General features: G+C 46.0%; 17 protein-coding genes. 5 read left to right on the plus strand and 12 right to left on the minus strand.

The window, feature by feature from the left end; translation table 11 throughout:
- The 5 genes from AC4EG4_RS03065 (at position 1) to AC4EG4_RS03085 (ending at position 5,081) form a co-directional block, all read left to right on the plus strand.
- Positions 1-1,107, plus strand: a complete 1,107-nt coding sequence (locus tag AC4EG4_RS03065; protein WP_490986878.1) for an ABC transporter ATP-binding protein — start codon at positions 1-3, stop codon at positions 1,105-1,107.
- Entirely contained in the window at positions 1,097-1,921 is an 825-nt protein-coding gene (locus tag AC4EG4_RS03070; protein ID WP_490977779.1) for an ABC transporter permease, read from the plus strand. The genes AC4EG4_RS03065 and AC4EG4_RS03070 overlap by 11 nt, the downstream gene beginning before the upstream one ends.
- Complete coding sequence (locus tag AC4EG4_RS03075) at positions 1,905-2,711, plus strand: ABC transporter permease (protein WP_490977778.1); 807 nt, start codon at positions 1,905-1,907, stop codon at positions 2,709-2,711. Before AC4EG4_RS03070 ends, AC4EG4_RS03075 begins: the two co-directional genes overlap by 17 nt.
- Positions 2,708-3,784: an ABC transporter substrate-binding protein gene (locus tag AC4EG4_RS03080; RefSeq protein ID WP_490977777.1), complete on the plus strand. Its 1,077-nt coding sequence runs from the start codon at positions 2,708-2,710 to the stop codon at positions 3,782-3,784. Before AC4EG4_RS03075 ends, AC4EG4_RS03080 begins: the two co-directional genes overlap by 4 nt.
- Positions 3,785-3,890: 106 nt before the next feature.
- Positions 3,891-5,081: an MFS transporter gene (locus tag AC4EG4_RS03085; protein ID WP_490977776.1), complete on the plus strand. Its 1,191-nt coding sequence runs from the start codon at positions 3,891-3,893 to the stop codon at positions 5,079-5,081.
- Positions 5,082-5,101: 20 nt separating this feature from the next.
- On the opposite strand, the gene AC4EG4_RS03090 is transcribed toward AC4EG4_RS03085, so the two are convergent.
- The 12 genes from AC4EG4_RS03090 to AC4EG4_RS03145 form a co-directional block, all read right to left on the minus strand.
- Positions 5,102-7,675 (minus strand): VWA domain-containing protein, encoded by a 2,574-nt coding sequence (locus tag AC4EG4_RS03090; protein ID WP_490986879.1) that lies wholly within the window; start codon positions 7,673-7,675, stop codon positions 5,102-5,104.
- Positions 7,656-9,389, minus strand: a complete 1,734-nt coding sequence (locus AC4EG4_RS03095) for a vWA domain-containing protein (protein ID WP_490986880.1) — start codon at positions 9,387-9,389, stop codon at positions 7,656-7,658. Before AC4EG4_RS03095 ends, AC4EG4_RS03090 begins: the two co-directional genes overlap by 20 nt.
- Positions 9,390-9,400: 11 nt before the next feature.
- The gene (locus AC4EG4_RS03100) at positions 9,401-10,261 is read right to left on the minus strand and encodes a DUF58 domain-containing protein (RefSeq protein ID WP_490986881.1); all 861 of its coding nucleotides are present in this window, start codon (positions 10,259-10,261) and stop codon (positions 9,401-9,403) included.
- Positions 10,258-11,250, minus strand: coding sequence for an AAA family ATPase (locus AC4EG4_RS03105; protein WP_490986882.1), 993 nt, complete (start codon positions 11,248-11,250; stop codon positions 10,258-10,260). Before AC4EG4_RS03105 ends, AC4EG4_RS03100 begins: the two co-directional genes overlap by 4 nt.
- Before the next feature lie 14 nt (positions 11,251-11,264).
- Positions 11,265-12,662, minus strand: coding sequence for a DUF8809 domain-containing protein (locus AC4EG4_RS03110; protein ID WP_490986883.1), 1,398 nt, complete (start codon positions 12,660-12,662; stop codon positions 11,265-11,267).
- A gap of 12 nt (positions 12,663-12,674) precedes the next feature.
- Entirely contained in the window at positions 12,675-13,517 is an 843-nt protein-coding gene (locus AC4EG4_RS03115; protein WP_142826179.1) for an ABC transporter permease, read from the minus strand.
- Positions 13,514-14,449 carry an ABC transporter ATP-binding protein gene (locus tag AC4EG4_RS03120; RefSeq protein ID WP_490977770.1) on the minus strand — a complete coding sequence of 312 codons (936 nt, stop codon included), beginning with the start codon at positions 14,447-14,449 and terminating at the stop codon, positions 13,514-13,516. The genes AC4EG4_RS03115 and AC4EG4_RS03120 overlap by 4 nt, the downstream gene beginning before the upstream one ends.
- Entirely contained in the window at positions 14,446-16,803 is a 2,358-nt protein-coding gene (locus AC4EG4_RS03125) for a DUF8725 domain-containing protein (RefSeq protein ID WP_490986884.1), read from the minus strand. Before AC4EG4_RS03125 ends, AC4EG4_RS03120 begins: the two co-directional genes overlap by 4 nt.
- A 133-nt stretch (positions 16,804-16,936) precedes the next feature.
- Complete coding sequence (locus AC4EG4_RS03130; protein WP_490986885.1) at positions 16,937-18,052, minus strand: N-acetyldiaminopimelate deacetylase; 1,116 nt, start codon at positions 18,050-18,052, stop codon at positions 16,937-16,939.
- A 12-nt stretch (positions 18,053-18,064) separates the two neighbouring features.
- Entirely contained in the window at positions 18,065-18,778 is a 714-nt protein-coding gene (dapD, locus tag AC4EG4_RS03135) for a 2,3,4,5-tetrahydropyridine-2,6-dicarboxylate N-acetyltransferase (protein ID WP_490986886.1), read from the minus strand.
- Between the two features lie 67 nt (positions 18,779-18,845).
- Positions 18,846-19,721, minus strand: a complete 876-nt coding sequence (ccpC, locus tag AC4EG4_RS03140) for a transcriptional regulator CcpC (RefSeq protein WP_490977766.1) — start codon at positions 19,719-19,721, stop codon at positions 18,846-18,848.
- Complete coding sequence (locus tag AC4EG4_RS03145; protein WP_490986887.1) at positions 19,711-21,189, minus strand: MDR family MFS transporter; 1,479 nt, start codon at positions 21,187-21,189, stop codon at positions 19,711-19,713. Before AC4EG4_RS03145 ends, ccpC begins: the two co-directional genes overlap by 11 nt.
- Positions 21,190-21,306: the final 117 nt, after the last annotated feature.

Genomic DNA, 21,306 nt, shown 5'->3' on the forward strand with positions numbered 1-21,306 from the left:
ATGACTGAAACACCCATTATTCGCTTTGAAAATGTCACACAGACATATGAAGGTGCCGGCAATGTCTTGAACAATGTCAGCTTTGAACTTGAAAAAGGAAAATTTTATACATTGCTCGGCCCCTCAGGCTGCGGAAAAACCACCATCCTGCGGTTGATTGCCGGATTTGCAACACCTACCAGTGGAGATATTTATATAGAAGATAAAAAAATGAACACTGTTCCGGCCAATCAGCGCCAGGTCAATACAGTGTTCCAAGATTATGCGTTATTTCCACATTTAAACGTCTTTGAAAACATTGCGTTTGGGCTGCGCATCAAGAAAGTTAAAGGTCCTGAAGTCGAGCGACGGGTGCAAGAAGCATTGGCTTTCGTCAATCTGCAAGGCTATGAACAACGCGAAATTGCCGAAATGTCAGGCGGCCAGCGCCAGCGCGTCGCCATTGCACGCGCCATTGTCAACGACCCGGAAGTTATTTTGCTTGATGAGCCGCTTTCTGCGTTGGATCTGAAATTGCGGACAGAGATGCAATACGAATTGCGCGAACTGCAGCAGCGTTTAGGCAAAACCTTTGTTTTTGTGACACATGACCAAGAAGAAGCACTCGCTATGTCGGATGAAATTTTCGTCATGAATGCCGGACAAATCCAGCAAAGCGGAACTCCCATGGACATTTACGACGAACCCATCAACCGCTTTGTTGCAGATTTTATCGGTGAATCGAATATCGTCAGTGGAGAAATGATTGCCGATTACCAAGTGCGTTTTGCCAATAAAGATTTTGAATGTGTAGATGCTGGATTAACTCCACATGAGCAGGTGGAAATCGTCATTCGCCCGGAAGATTTGGAAATCACACCGAACGGTACAGGGAAAATGGCCGTTACCGTTGATACGCAATTGTTTCGCGGCGTCCATTTTGAAATTTCCACAATTGATGAAGTAGGCAACGAATGGCTCGTCCATTCTACGAAAAAAGTAGAAGTCGGTTCTCAAATTGGCTTGGACTTTTCGCCTGAAGCGATCCATGTTATGCGCTTGAACGAATCAGAAGAAGCATTCGATGCGCGACTGGAGTCCTACGGAGCAGCAGCCAATGAAAGATAACCCGTCGCGTCCGCTATACCTTGTTCCCTACTATTTATGGATTGCCTTGTTTGTTATTGCACCGATTGCGCTCATCTTCTATTTTTCGTTTTTAGATTTAGGTGGAGCATTTACGCTGGAAAACTACCAGAACTTCTTTTCTTCCGTTTATTTGCGAATGACTTTAAGTTCTTTCTGGTATGCTTTTCTGATTACCTTAATTACGATTGTCATTGCTTATCCGACAGCATATTGGCTAACCAAAACCAAGCACAAACAGCTTTGGCTTTTGCTGATTATCATTCCGTCTTGGATCAACTTGCTGCTGAAAGCTTATGCTTTTATTGGGATTTTCGGCTTGTACGGCCCAGCCAACAACCTGCTTCAAAGCTTTGGTGCAGGACCTTGGCAAATTTTGTTTACTGATTTCAGTTTTATCTTTGTTTCAGTTTATATTTTCATTCCGTTTATGGTGTTGCCGATTTTCAATTCACTGGATAAAATCAATCCCGCATTGATCGATGCGTCGCGCGACTTGGGTGCTTCATCGTTCACTACGTTCAGACGGGTGATTTTCCCCTTGGCAATCAACGGCGTCAAGTCCGGCGTGCAAGCCGTATTCATCCCTGCCTTGTCGCTATTCGTCATCACCCGTCTGATTGCCGGCAACAAAGTCATCACGCTCGGTACCGCCATCGAGCAGCAATTCCTGGTCACTCAAAACTGGGGCATGGGATCGACCATTGCTGTGTTCCTGATCTTGTTTATGATCATCATCATGATGCTGACTGGCCAAAAAGAAAAAGGAGGTGCACACAATGGCAAAACTAAGTAAGCCGGCGAAAATTTACTTGGCACTCGTCTTTGCCATTCTTTATGCCCCTATTTTCTATTTGATCTTTTATTCCTTTAACAGCGGCGGCACCATGTCGAGTTTTGAAGGATTTACACTGGAACATTACGGTGCCGTCTTTAACGATACCCGCCTCTTAATCATTTTGATGAACACCGTGATAGTGGCTTTACTGTCTTCTCTCATTTCAACAGCGATTGGCGTATTAGGCGCGATCGGCATCGTATTTTTGCGGAACCGCAAAACACGCAATGCCGTGTTGTCCTTAAACACCATTTTGATTGTCAGTCCGGATGTCATTATCGGAGCATCCTTCCTGATTCTGTTCACCATGATTGGCGTCCAGCTTGGCTTTGCTTCCGTTCTGATTTCCCACATCGCTTTCAGCATTCCAATTGTGGTAATCATGGTCTTGCCAAAACTGCAGGAAATGAGCAGTTCACTCATTGATGCGGCTACAGACCTTGGGGCATCCAAACGGGATATCTTAACGCGCGTCATCATTCCATATATCAAGCCGGGCATCTTTGCTGGATTTTTCCTTGCTTTGACTTATTCACTTGACGATTTTGCCGTCACTTTTTTCGTCACAGGAAACGGGTTCTCGACGCTGTCAATTGAAATTTATTCCATGGCACGCGCTGGAATTACCTTGACGATCAATGCTCTTTCCGCATTAATATTTGTCGTCACGCTCGGCTTGGTCCTGGGCTATTATTTCTTTACTCAAAAGGCTGGACAACCGCCTGGAACAGGAGGTGCTAACGTATGAAGGAAATCACCAGAGCCGCTATCGCTATTGTTATTGTATCGGCCATTCTTATGTATACCGTCAATGTCTTAGAAAGAAGTTCAGCGACAGCTGATGGCGGCACCATTTCTGTTTACAATTGGGGCGAGTACATCGATCCTGAACTGATTGACCAGTTTGAAGAAGAAACCAATATTTCCGTCGTTTATGAAACCTTTGATTCGAATGAATCGATGATGACCAAAATCGAACAAGGCGGCACCACTTACGATGTGGCTATGCCTTCTGAATATGCGATCGAAAAAATGAAAGATAATGATTTGCTGCAGCCGATCAACCACGAATTGATTCCAAACTTGCAAAATATCGATCCGTATTTTCTTGACCTTCCGTTTGATCCAGGCAATGAGTACTCCGTTCCTTATTTTTGGGGAACTGTCGGCATCGCGTTTAATCCCACTTTGCTCGAAGGCCAAACGTTTGAGAGCTGGAACGATTTATGGGACCCAACGCTCCAACAGGAGGTCATCTTGGTCGATAGTGCACGCGAAGTCATCGGCATGGGATTAAACAGCTTAGGCTATTCCTTAAATTCAACCGATTTGGATGAGCTGCGTGAAGCTACCGACAAATTAAAAACGATGGGGCCAAATGTGAAAGCGATTATTGGGGATGAAATTGTCGAAATGATGCGCCGCGAAGAAGCGGCTGTCGCCGTTACTTGGTCTGGACAAGCGGCTGATATGATGTGGATTAACGAAGACATCGATTATTCTGTTCCAGAAGAAGGCTCAAATTTGTGGTTTGATAACATGATCATTCCATCAACAGCTGACAACGTCGAAGGCGCACATGCGTTTATCAATTTTATGCTGGACCCTGAAGTCGCGGCACAAAACGCTGATTATGTCGGTTACTCTACACCGAACGAACAGGCCATCGCTTTAATGGATCCTGAGGTTACGGGAGATGAGCGGTTTTATCCACCAGAAGAACTCCGGGAACGTCTGGAAGTGTACGAAAATCTAGGTCTTGAAATGCTCGGTACGTACAATGAATTATTCTTGGAATTTAAAATGGATATGGAAAATTAACAGGCAGAACTTTTGCCTGTTTTTTTTTGTGTATTTGGGGTATAGTATGTAGATTCTAAAGTCTAAAATTTAGTGAGTCGAAATAACAACGAAAGAAGGTCTCTCCATGGCCGTAAGATCCAATAAATTTGCACTTTATGTGCTGATGTTCAACATGTTCATTGCTATGAGCGGGATCGGGCTGATTATCCCGATTATGCCTGCCTATCTCGATACATTCGGTGTGGCCGGTCAAGCTCTTGGTACTTTAATTGCCACTTTTGCCTTAGCACAATTTCTGTTTTCTCCATTGTCCGGACAGCTTTCCGATAAATATGGCCGAAAAAACTTGATCATCTTTGGCTTGATTGTTTTTGGTTTATCCCAGCTGGCATTCGGACTAGCCTCTCATTTATGGATTCTCTACCTTGCCCGCTTCTTCAGTGGTTTGGGTGCAGCATTTTTAATCCCACCAATGATGGCATTTGTAGCGGATATCACAACTTATGAAGAGCGAGGAAGAGGCATGGGCTTGCTCGGCGCTTCAATGTCTCTTGGCTTTATGATAGGTCCTGGAATCGGTGGATTTTTAGCAGAAGTCAGCATAGAGTTTCCTTTCTATATTGCCACTGCCGTAGCTCTGATCGCAGCCTTTATATCCTTTGCTGTGCTGCCGAATGTAGCTCCATCAATTAAGGCCGCCGATACGAAATCCGAGAACTTGCTTCAGCAGATGAAGCGTTCCACTTATACCCCCTATTTTGTTATGCTGCTGGTGATGTTTATTTTCGCTTTTGGTTTAGCCAACTTTCAGTCGACCATTGCCTTATACGCAGACAAGAAATTCGGATTTACACCAAAGGAAATTGCCATTCTCATCACTGTTGGCGGTTTTGTTGGGGTAGTTGTCCAAACCTTTGTCATTGACAAGCTCTTTAAACGCTTTGGCGAGATGAAAGTCATTCTGGTCAATTTGCTGGTATCGGCAGCTGCAATGATTGGCATTTTGTTTGTCAGTTCGTTCTGGGCGATTTTACTGGTTTCAGCTGTATTCTTCACTGCCGCTTCCCTGCTCCGTCCGGCCATCAATACCTTGATTTCCAAATTGGCAGGAGATGAACAAGGTTTTGCAGCAGGTATGAACAATGCCTATATGAGCCTTGGCAACATGATTGGCCCCGCACTCGCCGGCGTTTTGTTTGATATCAACATGAGCTATCCTTATATTTTAGGAACTGCCATTTTGATCGTTTGTTTCTTTATCGCAAATACCTGGTCAATGCGAAAACAGCAGCTTTTGGCCACGAGCCGGAGCTAAAAATAAAAAGCGAAAAAGAGTCAGTTTCTCTTTTTCGCTTTTATTAATTGATCGATTGCCGCAGGAGAAGAAGCCTCTTCCCTTGCGGCTTTTCTTTTTGTCAGTGGCTTTGGCAACCCAAAGCGCCGAAGCGTGATATCAATGAAAAACAACACCATAGCGGCCAACAACAGAAACAGCTGAACTGGGCGAATCGTACCACTGGTATAGGACATATCACGGAAGGCGTCTTCCATGGTGGTCAATACCTGTCCACCTGTCCGTTCAGCCAGCGTTGTCAATAAAGGCATGTTTGTGTCTGCCGTTCGGTATTCGTCGCCATAAGGGATCGTCAGACCCGTTTTATAGGCGGCTCCGCTTTCATTCGTGATACTGAAAAAGACCAATCCCGGATCGGCATCCACTTTAACATCCACTTTGCCTGGTGCTACCGGCTCTGTTTGCAGCGGAAGCTCATTGCCTTGCTCGTCGACTGCAGTCACGTTCAGAATGGCTGAACTTTGTGTAGGATCTTCAACCGTGTAAACTCCTTGTTCTTTTCGGGTCACTGAGTAGGGAATTTCTTCGAACGCCGGCAGCAACTCGGCAACGCTGCGATTCCAAAAATCCGGCCACCTGTCCCAGTTCTGGAAATCTCCGCTCCATGCACCGCTTCCGGATGTATAAGCGACTGTTTTGCCCAGACCATAATTCCAGCTGGCAAGCACCGGATCGCCTTCTTCGCTTTCCAACGCAACGGCTGCTGTGCTTTTTGCTGTCGTTGCAATGTACGCGTTTAACTGAGGAACACCGTCTCCAAACAACTCATTCCACTGGCTGTCATAAACAACTGGATAAAAAGGTTCATCCACAATGAATGTGCGAGACATCATGATGGTTTCCCGCGACAAGATAGCCGGAATCGTTGTGGCATCGGTCACATCGTAAAAACGGCCGCTTCCGCTGTTCGCTAATTGCTCTAGCAAATTCCGGTCCGCATCCTGTCCGATTGAGACCGTGGATAACGTAATGTTGTTGTCTTTTCCGCTTTCGATCAACGCATCATAATCATTGGAAGTTGCCGATTGGCCATCCGTCAGCAGGATAATGTGCTTTCGCTGCAACTCCAAGTTTTCCAATTCCATATAAGCCTGCTGCAACGAGCGATAAATTTCAGTCCCGCCGCCGGGGGTAATGCCCAAAATTTTATCCACCGCTTCTTGCGGATCGGTCACTTTGGCTGTCGGCAAAATTTCCCACGGCTGATCGTCAAAAGCGATGACCCCCAATGTATCGTCCGGCCGAAGCAGTTCAACCGAACGGGCTGCCGCTTCTTTCGCCAATTCCATTTTCATGCCCATCATGCTTCCGGAACGATCCATCACAATCATCAACCCAAGTGAAGGCAATTCGTGCTTGCCTTTCACTTCCATTTCAACCGGCAGCAAGCGCTCAATAGGCGTTTTGAAATAGCCGCCAAGGCCGAAGCTTTGTTCACCGCCGACCATCATAAATCCAACCCCAAATTGCTGAACAGCTTGTTCGATGATGTTCATCTGCTGCTCACCAACCGATGTACCTGAAACATTATCGAAAATAATGGAATCATAACGAAGAATAGCAGACAAGCTGGTCGGCAATTGATCGGAAGCCAGCTCAGTCACGCGCAAGTTGTTTGTGTCTAATAAAGCGGGTATCGGACTGCCCTCTTCTCCGCTGACCACCAAGATATCCGGATTTCCAGATACTTCGGTGAGGCTGGCCAGTGAATTATTTTCTAAAAATGCATCTTGCGCTGTTTCCAAACGTACTTCGTATTTTAAGAGGCCTTCTGAATTTGCCGGATATGAATAAGTAAAGACGTTTTGCCCCTCTGCCAATTCGATATCTAGTGCATCCAAATCACGGTCATTTACAGAAAAAATCAACCTCGCTTGAGCTGCTGCATCTGCATCGACCGTGACATTAAAAGATTGCGCTTCCCCCAGAAATGCCCGCGAAGGGGTTTCAAAACGGCTGATGGCTACATCGCTTTGCGCTGTTTGTTCGACCGGCCAAACATCTACCTGCAGCCGATCAGATTCCAAGCGGTTTAAACTTTCCAGAGCCGAAGACTGCGTTTCATTGCCATCGGTTAAGATGACCAGACGCGTCGCCAGATCCGTATCGCCGCTGTTTGAAGCAAGTTCCAGCGCACGCGCAATATTGGTGTGCCCTTCTTGGCTTACAGCCAGTTCGGCAGGCAAAGTCGCAGGGTTTGTTGTTATGGGCACAAGACTCAAAAAATCCTCAGCAAACGTATAAACCCCAACCGATTGATGATCTTTTTTTGCTGACAACGCCGTTTCTACGGCAGCTGCCATCTCTGTCTCCATTCCCTCCAGAGAAGCAGATCGATCAAGCAGAAAAATAACCTGCTCCTCTTTCACCGAGCGAAACAGGGAAGGAACTGCCAACGCAAAAATCAACAAAACGACAGTCGCTATCCGGAGGACATAAACCGTTTTCGCCATTTTGGAGTTGGCTTTGAAATTTTTTATTCCAAACCAGCCAAAATAGAAGAGTGCCGGGACAAGCAATAAGAGCCAAAGCGGTTCATCGAGTCGCAATTCCACGGCGGTACACCTCCCATTCCGCAATAACCAGCAGCAGGATCAATGCGATAATAAACGGCACAAATGAAAAGCGGACCGTGTCTTGAGCTGTTTCTGCTGCGCCCATCGTGTATGTTGAGCCCACAGCCAAAGTTTTCTCTTCGCTGGCAAGTTGAACAATTAAGGCCATCGTCTCTGCATCTCCGATCACCTCATAAACTCCAGGTTCGGTAGGCGCAATAAGTGGACCACTGCCTTCAATATAAGAATGGCTGTATGCGCCATCTTTAAAGATTTCCCACTCTCCGGTGTCGGAAGCCAGAGACACGGAGCGGTGTTCGTTTGGCTGGAAAAACCCAAGAAATTCCTCATCCCCGGATAAGCTGTTCATGGCACTCCAAAGGAATAACGGAAACGACGGGGAAAGTGGCCAATCTGTCGACTGAACATCTGCCAATACTACGATATCGCCTTTTGGAGACAATTGAATAAAAGGCTGTCCATCAATCGATGCGATGGTTTCATAGCCATTAAAAGGCGGATACAGTTGGGAAACGAATACTTCTTCCAGTTCGGCATACGCAAATAACGGGTGTTCCTGCGTTTCAATTTGTCCTGAAACTTCAACTGCCGTTTCATCATTGCGGCCGATTAACAAGATGGGTGCCTCTTCTTTCAATAACTCGCTTTGATTGGTCACAATCGGCAATCCTGAATCTGGCTGCAATTGGGCAGCCTCAGACAAGTTAACATCCAGGTCAAGCGAACGAAAGCCGCTGGCAATCAATTCATGCAATGCCGAATCAATGACGACCGCATCTCCCGGAGGCGTTAAGTAAGCAGCCATTGTGTTATCAGCTGCATAATCGTCCTGCACGTCAACAGTCGCCTGCCAGCTTTTTTCAGTTGGCAAATCTTCGAAAGGAACCAATCGTACTTCAGCCGCTGCCAGCTCCACTTCCATGGTTTTTTCGATATCACCAGCGGACAGCCGGACTGTAGCGGGCAATGCTTCATTGCTGCCATTGACTAGCTGAACAATACCACGGACACCGTCTTCCGCTTCGGAAAGACCAAACTGTTGGATGGAAACATTGCGGAGTGTATCAGAAACGCCATGAACTTGATAGCTTTGTCCGGTTTTACTGGCCAACAGTTCACGGTCTAAGCTATCGGTAAAAATGTGGATAACTGTTGAATCAGTGATGGCCAAGGTATCGGCAAATAAAACGGCTTGTTCCATTTCAGCCTCTTCATAGCTTACCGTTATTTGATCCACTGCTTGTTCAATCGCTTCCAGTTCCTGCTCATTGCGGAGGACCACTTCTGGACTGGTGCCGGTTGTGACGATCGTTACCGGTTTGCCGCCCGCTTGTGCAGCCAAACTTTTCATCTCCTGCTGGTGCTTTTCAAAATGAGAAGGCGAACCGGCCAGCATCGTCGCTGAAGTATCCACGACAAAAATAAAATCATTGCCTGCCAGTGTTTCCGACTCACTAAACGGTCCAAGCAATGCAAGTACGCAAAGCAGAAGCGCTGACAATTGCAAATAAAACAATAAATGATGCTGCAGTTTTTTCAAATACGGGGAAGCTTGCAGCTCCTTCATCCGTTCTTGCCAAAAAAGCGTCGAGGATACGTGTTGGTCCCTGTATTTTTTTCTAAAGAAATAATAGAGGATCACAGCCAGCGGCATCACTGCTGTCCAGATCATTCCCCAATTTGATGCACCCATGCCGCTTCACCTCACTCGATCCAATTTTTTCGCATCATCTGATGAAATAGCACTTGCTCGATTCCATCTTCTGCATGCACTGGCAAATAAGCTATGCCGTAAGTTCGGCAAAGCGATTCCAGCCCTTTGGCATGAAGATCGCTTTGTTGCTGATATGCGCGCAGCGCCTCTTCTGTAACCGTCACATTCAATACTTGCTGTGTTTCGTCGTCTATAAAACGGAGGTCTCCCCTATAAGAGGGGTCGCGTTCTTCTTCCGTACTGATGTGGATAAACCGGAGGTCATGTGCATATGCAGGTGCCTGTTTGAAAAAAACGTGCCAGTCTTCGAGCGGTTCCAATCCATCAGAAACGATGAAAAGCACCGTGGAATCTTTTGCTGCATAGAAGCTTGCCTGCTTGGCAAAGGAAAGATTTTTCGGGTCCGGCATCGAAGCTAGAAAATGCTCAAACAGTTTTTTCGCAGACTTCCCTTTTTTGCGAAAAGGCACAATTTCTTTTTGTCCAGATGAGACCGTCAGGCGATCGTCACTTCCTAACACCATCAGCCCCAGGGAAAAGGTCAGCTGTTTGGCAAACAGCCATTTGCTGTCCATCGATTTTGAACTGTCGATTAGGAGATGAACACGCATCTCCTGTTCATCCAAAAAGCGCTTAATATAAACACGTTCGGTTCGGGCATAAACGTTCCAGTCGATGTGGCGAACATCATCTCCGGGATGATATTCGCGAAAATCCGAGAAATCCAAAGAGCTGCCAAAACGCATCGACCGATGAGAGCCTTTGTGATGCCCCCTGATTTTCGCTTTGGTTCCAATGGCGTAGCGGCTGAGGCGTGAACCCCAATCAGCCGGTAAGTTCAATAAAGTCATTTTAAAACGCCTTTTCCAGCTGTGCTGAGTACCAAATCTATCAATTCATCCGCTTGTTTGCCGATTGCCTCAGCTTCGTAATTCAATAGGAGGCGATGCCGCAATACAGGCTTGGCAACATATTTCAAGTCGCCGATAGAAACATGGTAGCGGCCTTCCATCAATGCTCGCGCTTTTGCCAGACGGATCAAACTCTGCAGACCACGCGGTCCACTGCCATACTGCACATACTGCTGAATGGAGTCGTGCTCTGAATGCTCCGGATGGGTATTTTGAATAATGTCGACTGCCACCATCAAAATGTCTTCTGCCATCAACACTTCTTTAACCATCTGCTGTGCCCTAATCAAGCTTTGGGTGTTCATCTTTTTATCAAGGCTTACCGTATCAGCTCCGGTTGTTCGGCGACTGATTTCGGCAAGCTCATTGCGGCTTGGATAGGAAACCAGGATTTTGCATAGAAAGCGATCCATTTGCGCTTCCGGCAGCGGATAAGTTCCTTCCATTTCGATCGGGTTTTGGGTAGCCAGTACAAAAAATGGCCGTGCCATCACTTTAGTGTCTCCCAAGATGGTCACCGTTTTTTCTCCCATTGCTTCCAGTAATGCACTTTGGGTTTTAGGAGTTGCCCGGTTGATTTCATCAGCCAGCACCATTTGATGAAAAATTGGTCCCTCCCGGAATGTAAACTGCTGTCGCCCTTCTGCATCCCGCTCGATCAAACTTGTGCCAGTAATATCCGATGGCATCAAATCAGGCGTAAACTGAATTCTTGAAAACGACAAATCGAGCACATCTGAAATAGTTCGAATCAACATGGTTTTGCCAAGCCCGGGAAGCCCTTCAAGCAGCGCATGGCCGTCCGCCAAAATAGCATACATGGAAAACTCAACTGCGCTTTCCTGCCCTACAATAAAACGTCCGATTTCTGATCTTACTTCCCCAAGCAGCTGACTCATTTCTGTAAATTGGTCGGTTGTATACGTCATAAAACCCCTCTTTTCTATTCTTCGGTTTCGATATCCGTAAAGTATTGTTCTACAACGGTTTGCAAATCAGGCGGCAATTGCAGGCGATCTGCGCTTGAAAAATAAGATGCTGAATACTCACCCACTACGTCGGCGTATGGTTGCACGCTGCCTGCAGTTGCCGCAACAGACCCTTCCTGTTCCCCTGCGGCTTGACCTTCTCCAATTTTTCCGTTATCAACTGCCGTATCGCCTTCTCCGCCGATGCGAGCAGGTACAGTCAACAAGTCGCGGCTGCCTTGGCCCTGGCCAGCTCCTTGCCCTGAGCCTTGTCCTTGACCTTGTCCTTGTCCTTGTCCTTGTCCTTGTCCTTGACCCTGGCCTTGGCCTTGGCCTTGGCCTTGGCCTTGTCCTTGACCCTGGCCTTCATTTTCGCCATGCCCTTCAGCTTCCCCTTGGCCGTTTTCTGGCTCTTCAGCTTCTCCTGCATTTTCTCCATTACCAGATCCCTGACCATCAGTATTGGACTCACTGCCTTCACTGGAAGATTCCCCGGCAGCGGAACCGCTTGGGTTTTCCTCGCCAGATTGCCCACGATTAGCAATGGTCTGCTGCAAGGGAAATGCTACCGGTTTGCCCATGTTGCTCAAAGAGGTTTGGGTTTTTCCTGCCTGGTCAGCCAATCTGTCGGAAACTCTTTCGAGATCCTGAGAAACAGCTTCAGCTTCTGCAGTTTGTCCTTCCGCCAGCTGCCGTTTTTTCAAATCCAGCTCTTTTTGTTTTTTGACAAGCTCTTTCAGCACAGCTTCCGGATCTTCAATATTTTCAATTGCTGCTTTCAATGCTTCCATTTCTTTTTTTACTGCTTCCGTTTCTGCCTGCTTTTCTATGTCATCAATTTCTTTTTTGATGTCTTGTACCAGTTCCAACTCTTCTTCAACATCATTTGCCTGATTTTGCAGATTGCTTGGAAAAACCAGTAGAAGCATCATCAGTGCGCCGCTTGCTACTGCCCCAATCAGCCATTTTGGTCGAAGCCAAGCTTTACGTTCTTGACGAAACAGCTGGTAGCTAAAAGGCACAATTGCTGCAGTTTTGTTCGTTAACATTTCTGCCAGCGCATTTTTTTCGTTCAGTTTCCATACGGTCAGCAACTGATTGTGCGGTGTGAAACGGTCCAACTCTTGGACTGCCTGTTTGGTACTCGGCAAATCTTTCATCGTCAACAAGATCCAACTTGCGATAGCGGCAAATCCTGCTGCATATGCATAAAATTCATAATAAGGAAGCACAAACAACCGCGATACCAGCAGCAAAGCCGCCGCTGAAGAAAATCCTGCAAACAAAGCGAACTGAAAGCTGCGGGTGAAATGAAGCATTCGCAGCAGCCTGTCTGTCTTTTTGACATACTTTTGGATATCGCGGTTGGTCATGAAATTCCCTCCTTACTTGTATTTATTCATATTGACTCGAAGCTTTTTGACTGCCAGAAAAATACTGGCGACGGTTAGCAAACTGTAGAAGATTACGTACCCGATCCACAGCGGAATCGATATCATAGTTACAGCTTGCAACTGATCTTCCATAGGTGGTTGCAGCAAAGTTAACAACACTGCCGGTGGGTTAATGGAAGCCCAGAAATGAGCCAAGGGTGACATGCTCGGCGCACCCGAACCCATCTGTGAAACTTGCACCGAGATCAACAAGAAAAACGCTGTGACGCCGGCGATGAAAATCATTGCGCCATAGGTTGCAATGATCGCAACAATGGTCTTTCGGATTAATGTTGAAAACATCACGCCGATGCTGGCGATTGCCAGCAAAGTCAGCAAATAAAACAAAAAGATGTAAAACAATTGGCTGGGTGAAACCCCTCCATACAAGAATACCAAACTGTAAATCGGCAATCCGGATACAATCATCAGCAACAGAAAAGCAATGGATGATGTCATTTTCCCAAAAATGATTTGAAAAGAAGTCTGGGAGGTGGTCAGCAAAATATTCAAGGTTTGTTTTTCACGCTCAGAACTGATCGTTCCTGCAGTCAATGCAGGTGTAATAAATAAAATCAAGCCCAATTGAATGTACGTCATGATGCTAAATAGCATAAAACTTTCATCTGGCCGGAAAAATCCATTTCCGGTCAAAGACGTTGCCAAAAAGATAAAACCAAAAACGAAAATGCTCATGGCAATCAAGTAAAACAAAATTCCCGTAAAGCTTTTCAGGTTGCGGAAACGCAATTTAAGTTCTTTGATCAGTACAGGATTGGTAAGGAGGGTTTTCATCCGATTTCCACTCCTTTTGTAATTGCCATAAATACATCTTCCAAATCAGTTTCTTCTTCCGAAAATGACAGGATCGGTACGTTTTGAGCGATCGCTTGCTGCAGTAAACGCAATTGATCTTGTTCGGTTCCCCGATAGAAAAATTGAATGGTATGTTTATCCTGCTGTTCTTCGATTTGAGAAACAAAAGGATCCATTTCAAAAAATGGTACGACCGAATGAGTATCACCCATTACTTTGACCCGAAGCACTTTTTCGCTTTGCAGTTGCGCTTGAATCGCGTGTACAGAACCCTGTGCAATCAACTTGCCATTATCGATGACTCCGATGCTGTCGCACATTTCAGCAAGTTCCGGCAAAATATGCGATGAAATCAAAATGGTTTTGCCCATTGCTTTTAGCTCTCTCAAAATATCCCGCATTTCGACGCGCGCACGCGGATCGAGTCCAGAAGCCGGTTCATCCAAAATCAGAATTTTTGGGTCATGAATCAATGCGCGCGCTAAACATAGCCGTTGTTTCATCCCGCGTGACAATAAATCCACATAGTCATAGCGTTTGTTCTCCAAGTTGACCAGTTCCAGCAGTTTGGGTATCAGCACCGCACGCTCTTTCGGTTTGATGCCATAGCTCGCTCCGTAAAAATCCAAATACTCATCTGTTTTTAACTGATCATAGACACCAAAGAAATCCGGCACATAACCAATTTGCCTGCGCACTTCCTGCGGATTTTTGGTGACACTTATGCCATTGATAAATGCATCGCCGGCAGTCGGCTGAAGAAGCGTTGCCAGTATCGAAAAAGTCGTTGATTTCCCCGCACCGTTTGCACCGACAAAACCAAAAACGGTGCTGTCTTCCACAACCAGATTTAAATCTTGAAGCGCATAAAACGAACCGTATTTTTTGGTCAATCCAATTGTTTCAATCACGGAGCAATCACTCCTTTCAATTTAACTTTTGGCACGACAACTTCAGCAGTTGCTGAACCGTCCGTCATTTCAAGTTTTAACTGGATGTCTCCATCCTCTCCTATATAGTTTATCGCATTATCGGTAAAATTTTGGTTGGCTTCGGTGATTTCCTCGTAGTCTCCACTGTCATGATTTAATAGTGTGACTGCTAGTCCCTGGCCTGAAGTGGCGATTGAAAGTTCATTCCATTCAGCTTTTGAAAGTTCTATATCTTCTGGAAGCGTATAGGTCAGGTCATAGTTTCCAGGCTCCAAATAAAATAAGTAAGGATCATTCGACATATTATCGAAATAGGCATTTGTACTGGTACCAGCCAGTTCCATGCCGAAAGCATCCGCATTCAAACTAATCTCTCCACTCAAAGTCAATTTTGGTTTAAAGCTTTGTGCAAGCAAATGGACTGAGTCTACAGAAGCCCGCTGATTTTCCAGGCTGATTGGTACGATAGCATCCTCTGTATAGGCAATCACATATGGCGACTTTCCATTTTCAGACATTTGTTCATAGGAAGTTGAAAGCAACGATTGGCGACGTGCTGTTTCCAACTCTTCCAAATCAGCAATGGGCTGGTAACCATAAGATTGGCCGATAGCTGCTGCCGGTGAAAGAATATCCGATTGGATTGTTTCATCCACCGCCACTTCTTCGCCAGGGCTCAGGTCGCCCAGATCCAATAAGCGTGTACCCGTCCAAATTGAAACGTCTTGCACTCCAAATGAAAAGTTATTAAGGATGGTTCCCACCACTTTATTTTCGGCCACTTCCAAATCAATTCCGAAGTTTCCGGTGTTTTCAATATAGGACTGGCCCATGATCGATTCGACAGACCAATAACGCATATCCCGAACTGTTATTTGATTCCTGGTCGCACCTTTTTCCATCATGGCTGACAGATACGGCTGGGTCCCGGAAAATTCACTGGCCATTCGGTAGGTCATCGTCGTGGTAGAAGGAGCTGTGAATTGATAATCCCCACCTCGATTTGATAGCAATGAATTGACATAATAGCCATTTAATCCGTTATCGGCATCCACCTCAAAAAAACCAGTTTGCTGTATTTGCGGGTTGCCGATTCGGTCTTGGGCTCCATACGCAAAAAGTCCCAGCGAAGTCAACAAAGCAACGGCAGGAATGATAAACCAAGCAAATTCCCGTTTGTCCCTTTTCTTCAAAACGATGTAAAGAACCGGTACAATTAATAGAATATAAAGCACAATGATGGCAATAATAAACGGTTTTGAAACAGCAAAGCTGTCAAACAACTCATTGACATCCCCAACTTCATATGTCATATAATCAAGAATTGACTGGCCACCCATCGAATTATAATTGGTTACTGGTGCCGGAAAATAATTTGACATCATTTGGCTATAGCCTTTTTGTGCCGAGACGGTTTCATCTCCAAGAGAAAAACTCATCTGGGTCACATTCCCCGAACCTACAGACTGTGTGGCAGCAAATACTTGTCCATCATTTTGCAGCTTGACTGCAGCTCCTTCTTTAGCTGTTGCTTGGAAAGCTGGTACTGGATTTTCAAGCCCTGAAACTGAAACATTGATTTCATCCCCCAGCGTTAATGGCAGGTATTCGCTTAAGTTGCCAAGCTCTGCTTCCAAATTGCTGGTCGAACCTGTAACGACATGGCCACCTTGCTGAACCCATTGCAAAATGGCTTGTTGAGTCGGCTCTGGCAAATCGCTATATGAAAACTCGTCAATGACCAAGTAGTCAATCATACTCCAAGCCTGTGCTTCCGTCGGCAAAGAAAAATTTTGCAGCTGATTCAGGTGAATCACTTCCACCCCTTCACCGGATGGTACGGCAAGTTGTTTTAATGGCTGCAAGCGGTCCTGGTTATCGGTCAAGGTGGCAACAAACATTGTCCCTGGCGAATAGTAACTGGGCTGTATCGTTTTTTTGCCTTTGAAAGCAATTGATTCGCCTTCTTCCCAGCCGCCCTCAAACAGAAAAATGCTTTGATCGTTAGGGCCACCTGTATAATTCATGTCTGATAAACCCGACGACGCGATGTGTAGCGTCTTGCTTTCGCCTTCAGCAAGTTCAATCGGCATAGCCATACCAGCTCCAAGATTATAGGTTTCCGAGTAACTGATTACCAAGTCCCCTGAAAACGCCGAGCCTTCATTGGTAACTGTAAACTGAAGGGGCAAGCCTTTTTCATACTTGACCTTATTTTGAAATCCGGCACTAGAATCCACGGTAATTTGTGGTGCCGCCAACGATAGCTGCGGCATGATAAATAAACTAATAAGCAATGCAAAAGCAATTAATGCCAGCAAGCGTTTATGCATGATGATCCCCCTTTTACGCGTCTCTTTATTAGTACGCTGGCAATGAAAAATAGTTCCATCTTCTTACAAAAAAAGCATCTTTTAAATCACTTTCTTTCCAGAAAAAAGAACGGACAGCAAATGCTGTCCGTTCTTATAGTTCCGAAAAGAACTTGTGGATAAATTCAGGCATGAAACTGAGGATTTTTTCATCCGGCTCCAGCTTTGCGTGGTGCAATCCGTATGGTGAGGAAACACCAGCCCAGAACATCAGTCCAGGGAGCTGCTCGGTAAAATAACCAAAATCTTCGCCTGTCATGGCTGCATCACTGCGTATGGCTGTTATGCCTTCTGATTTACTGGCATATTCCAGAAATTTTTCTGCCAGCGCCTCATCATTCGTCACTTGCAAGTAGCCCGAACCGTAATCAATACGGATCCGGCAATTATAGGCTTCTTCGACCGCACGGCAGAAACCTTCAATCCGCTGCTTCATATGAATCATCGATTCACTGTTTAAGGTGCGGATCGTTCCCTCCAACCGTGCGTGCTCAGCAATCACGTTTTGAACCGTTCCCGCACTCATCTTACCTATGGTCAGAACGGCTGAGTCCATTGGATTGACGTTGCGGCTGACAATTGTCTGCAGCTGCATCAACAACGAAGCAGCTGCAACTGCCATGTCTTCGGTCAAATGCGGAAAAGCAGCATGGCCGCCCTTGCCATGAAGATCAATAAACAATTCTGAAGTATTGGCAAACAACAAACCTGGTCGGGTGCCTACTGTACCGACCGGAAGTTCCGGCGCAATATGCAGCGCACAAATCACGTCCGGCAGTAAATCAGGCCGGTCGTTTTTCAGCCATTCACGAAATGGCAAGGCTCCGCCTGGGCCTTCTTCTGCAGGTTGGAACAAAATCACAACGTCATCTTCAATTGGCTCATCTAAGAGTTTTTTCAGCAGCCCAAGCGCAACGGCCATATGAAGATCATGGCCGCATGCGTGCATAAATCCTGGATGAGTCGATTGAAATGGCAATGCTGTTTCTTCCTGTATTGGCAAGGCATCAATGTCTGTTCGCCAACCAATCCGCTTAGAAGGATTAGTGCCGATCACTTTGACCGCGATCCCCGTCCGCCACTCGACCACTTCTAACCGTCCTTGCGGCAACTGCGAGATCGTTTTCAAAAGATACGCTTGTGTCTTCACTTCCTGAAAACCAATTTCCGGAATCTGATGCAGATCTCTTCTGATTTTTACTAACTCCATCGGGTTCACCGATTACAGCTGTCTAAGTTCTTGCTTGATTTCTGTTTTTGCACGTGTTTTTGCATCCATCAATTTCAATACGCGTGCTGGCGTGCCGCCTACTACTGAGTTTTCAGGAACATCTTCGATTACGATTGCTCCTGCTGCGACTACGGCGCCTTTGCCGACGCGAACGCCTTCAAGTACAACTGCGTTGGCACCAATCAAAACATCGTCTTCAATGATGACTGGAGTTGCAGATGCTGGCTCGATAACGCCAGCTAATACAGCACCTGCTCCAATGTGGCAGTTTTTGCCGACCGTTGCGCGGCCGCCCATGATTACGCCCATGTCAATCATTGTTCCGTCACCGATGACAGAACCAATATTAATAACAGCACCCATCATGATGATGCAGTTATTGCCAATTTCCACGTTTTCGCGGATAAACGCACCGGGTTCGATGCGGCTGTTGATATTTTTCATATCAAGCAGCGGAATAGCAGAATTTCTGCGATCGTTTTCCACAACCGAATCTTCAATAACAGCGGCATTTGCTTCCAACGCTTTCTGGATATCTGTCCATTCGCCGAATACAGTAATTGAACTGCCTTCTCCAAATACTTTAGAGTCTGTGCCGTAATCCAAATCAGCCACTCCTTGGCCTTTTATGTATGCTTTTACAGGTGTCGCCTTTTTTGCATTTTGTATGTACGAGATTATTTCGCTTGCATCCATCTGTTTCATCAATAAAAACCTCTTTCTATAAGTGATGTTGTTATTATATCTGATTCAGCATAAAAATTCATCCGCTTCACCTTAATAAAGCGGCATGTTTTTCGACTATATCGACAAATGCCTCTACTTGGCGCAGTTGAAAAGCAGATTCATAGCCGATTAGCCACGTATCCCGTGTCAATTCCAGTTCTTCTTTGTTGTTGGTAAGCGGCATCATGTGCACATCCTCTGTGCCCGTCAATGTAATTGACGGCAGGATGGCGTAGCCGATTCCGTTGATCGCCATCTGCTTGCAGGTTTCAATTTGGTCGACCGTTATTTGCCGTTTTGGATTGGAAGCAAAATGCTTTTGCCACCATTGCTGGATCTCCTCGTAATAATTCGAGTCACTTTTAAACTGGATAAAGGGCCGCTCTGTCTGAAGCAGTTCTTCAAGCGAGCGAATTTCTTTGTCGACCAAATACAGAGTATCTTTAAATAAATGATGCTTTGTCCCTTTCCAATCCGTATGGCCACGCACAATTCCGATATGGGCTTCCCCATCATAAAGCGAACGAACGATTTCTGAGCTCCATCCTGTAATCAACTGGATTTTTGCTTCCGGATAAAGTGTCACGAAATCCTTCAGTACTTTAGGCAACCAATTTTGGCCGATGATTGTTGCGCAGGCAATTTTCAAGGTACCATGCACTTTGGAAGTCAATGTGTGCAACACTTCAAACACTTCTTCTTTTCGCAGGATAGTCTCATTGGCGTATTGAATGACCAGTTCTCCGGCAGGTGTTGGCGATAATCCTTTTTGCGAGCGAATAAACAATTGTTGGCCCCAATCCTTCTCAATGGATTGAAGACGCTGTGATAAAGCGGGCTGCGACAAAAACAGCCGTTCTGCCGCTTTTCTCATATTGCCTTCTTCAGCCAATACTTTAATAATGAGTTCTTCATTTGACATGGCTCTTCTCTCCTTTTTGACCCCGAAGCCCGAAGATTAAGATAAAACTGACGATCGCGAAAGCCGCAGTGGCCAAGTATACATTTTGAAGCGCTCCGGCCAGTGCTTGCTGCAGAAAATCCAGTGCTTCGGCAGAAATGCCGGCGCGGCTGTCAGCACTCAGCAAATCGTTGATGGAGCTTAGAGAGTAATTTTGGCCACTGTCGGCAAACGAGCGCAGCAAAGAACTGTTCAAGACACTGCCAAGCAAAGCCACACCAATGGTACTGCCCAAGTTCCGCATAAACATATTCGAAGCAGTAGCCGATCCGCGCTGTTCATAAGATACTGCCGCCTGAATCGACACGATAAATGCGGTGCTGGTCAAGCCCATGCCAATGCCTACAAAAAAGCTCGACATGGCGGCCCACAACGGACCGAAGCCAGGCTGCATCAAGACAAACAGCAAGGTACCAACGACCAGAAAAGCGCCGCCTGCCAACGATGTTCTAAAGTAGCCAATTTTCAGTAGCAGCCGCCCGGAAAAAAAGGACGCCAGTGGCCAGCCGATTGACATAGCGGTTAAGGTGAATCCGGCAATGGCTGCTGGCTGCTCCATTACGCCTGTTACATAAGTAGGCAAATAGCTGGAGATGCTGATTAAAATAACGCCGGTGGCTAATGAAACAAGGTTGGCGTAAAGTATCGTTTTGTTCCGCCATATCTCAAAAGGCATCATCGGATCGACTGCCTTTTGTTCCACCCAGATGAATAACACAAAAAACAATAAACTGGCTGACAGCAAAATCAACGATTGCCTGGATAGCCAGTCAAACGACACGCCGCCTTCCACCAATAAATACAGCATTGTTGATAAGGCAGCCGTCAACAAGGCCGCTCCTTTGTAATCAATCACTGGTTTTTTCTTGTTCACGGGTTCTTTCAAATACAGCAGAACACCAATCAAAGATAAAACACCAAGAGGCAGGTTGATCCAAAATACATATTGCCACCCAATAGTTGCGACAAGAATCCCGCCGATTGCAGGGCCGGTAACGGCGGAAATACCCCAGACACTGGATAAATACCCTTGAATCTTCGCCCTTTCGTCACTCGAATAAATATCACCGACAATCGTCGTTGCAATCGGCATGACTGCGCCTGCGCCCATCCCCTGAACAAACCGGTAGAAAATTAATTGTTCGATCGAATCCGCAAAGCCGCACAATAGAGAACCAAATAAGAACAGCAACATCCCTACTGCGAATATACGCTTTCGCCCAAATATATCGGACAGCTTGCCGTACAAAAGGACCGTCACGGTGCTCATCAACAAATAAGACGAGAATACCCAACTGTATTTTGAAAATCCACCCAATTCAGATGCAATGATTGGCATGGCAGTCGACACAATCGTCGCTTCAACCGCGCTGACAAACATAGCCAGCATTACAGCAACCAAAACAAGCGGCCTTTTTGTTTTATTCATTTTCCAAACCTCTTTTCAACTGACAACACAAAGCGAAAACGCCCTTTTGGATTGCATCGACACAGCCCTAATGGCTTATGTTCCTGTCATCAGGGCGCTGGAGTTCAAAAACTATGT

This window comes from Planococcus sp. TJ-201 (genome assembly GCF_058268495.1).